This window comes from Streptomyces sp. NPDC056527 (assembly GCF_042794475.1).
Lineage (GTDB): Bacteria > Actinomycetota > Actinomycetes > Streptomycetales > Streptomycetaceae > Streptomyces.
This window is the reverse complement of the sequence record NZ_JBHTTQ010000236.1, coordinates 1-1368: the sequence shown is the minus strand read 5'-3', so window position 1 is coordinate 1368 and position 1368 is coordinate 1. Positions and strand designations below refer to the sequence as shown.

Annotated in this window: 1 protein-coding gene and 1 pseudogene; both read right to left on the bottom strand. The window is 69.7% G+C overall.

Going from position 1 to position 1368, the window contains the following annotated elements; genetic code table 11:
• The coding region (locus tag ACFQ7Q_RS38135; RefSeq protein ID WP_383563864.1) for an enoyl-CoA hydratase-related protein at positions 1–1237 on the bottom strand (1237 nt) is incomplete at its 3' end.
• 37 nt (positions 1238–1274) lie between these two features.
• Positions 1275–1368: pseudogene (locus ACFQ7Q_RS38130) on the bottom strand (beta-ketothiolase); the annotation flags it as partial.

The following is a 1368-nucleotide window of genomic DNA, read 5'->3' as shown; positions in this document are numbered from 1 at the left end:
GCGCGGTGTCCTCGAAGACGGCCTCGATCACGGCGTCGCAGCCGGCCAGGTCGGCCGGGTCGCCGGTCGGGGTGATCCGGGCGAGCAGCTCGTCGGCCTTCTCCTGAGTGGTACGGCCCCGGGCGACGGCCTTGGCGCAGAGCCTCTCCGAGTACTCCTTCCCCTTGGCGGCGGCCTTGGCGGTGACGTCCTTGAGGACGACCTCGATGCCCGCGCGGGCGCAGGAGTACGCGATGCCCGCGCCCATCATCCCGGCACCGAGGACGGCGACCTTGGTCACCTTGCGCGGCACGATCCCGCGAGGCCGATTGGCGCCGGAGTTGACTGCCTGGAGGTCGAAGAAGAACGCCTGGATCATGTTCTTCGCGGTCTGACCGGTGACCAGCTCGGTGAAGTAGCGAGACTCGATAGTGAGCGCGGTCTCGAAGTCGACCTGGGAGCCCTCGACGGCGGCGGCCATGATGTCGCGCGGGGCTGGGTACGGCGCCCCGTTGAGCTGCTTGCGCAGGTTGGCGGGGAAGGCCGGGAGGTTGGCGGCGAAGCGCGGGTTCGAGGGGGTGCCGCCGGGGATCTTGTACCCCTTGACGTCCCAGGGCTGCTGCGACTCGGGGTTCGCGTCGATGAAGGCGCGTGCCTTGGCGAGCATCTCCTCGGGCGTGGCGGCCACCTCGTGGATCAGGCCGTTCTCCAGCGCCCGCTGGGGGGAGTACTGGGTGCCCTGGAGGAGGACCTTGAGCAGGGCGTCGGCGATGCCCATGAGGCGTACGGTGCGGGTGACGCCGCCACCGCCGGGCAGCAGGCCGAGGGTGACCTCGGGCAGGCCGATTTTGGAGCCGGGCGCGTCGAGCGCGACACGGTGGTGGGAGGCGAGGGCGATCTCGTAACCGCCGCCCAGGGCCGCGCCGTTGATGGCGGCGACGACCGGCTTGCCGAGGGTCTCGATCCGGCGCAGAGCCCGCTTGATCCGGATGGTGGTGTCGAAGGCGGCCTGGCCCTCATCGGGCCGCAGTCCGATCATGGCGTTCAGGTCACCGCCCGCGAAGAAGGTCTTCTTCGCGGAGGTGATGATGACGCCGCGGACGGAGTCCTTCTCAGCCTCCAGGCGGTCGGCGACGGCGACGATCGATGTGGTGAACGCCTGGTTCATCGTGTTTGCGGACTGGTTGGGGTCGTCGAGGACAAGGGTGACGATCCCGGTCCCGTCCTGCTCCCAGCGAATGGTGCTGGACTCGCTCATCAGGGGGTGCTCCGTATCGGGGGTGTGGACGGGGATGTCAGACGCGCTCGACGATGGTGGCGATGCCCATGCCGCCGCCGACGCACAGCGTGGCCAGGCCGTAGCGCTTGTCCTGGCGCTCCAGCTCGTCG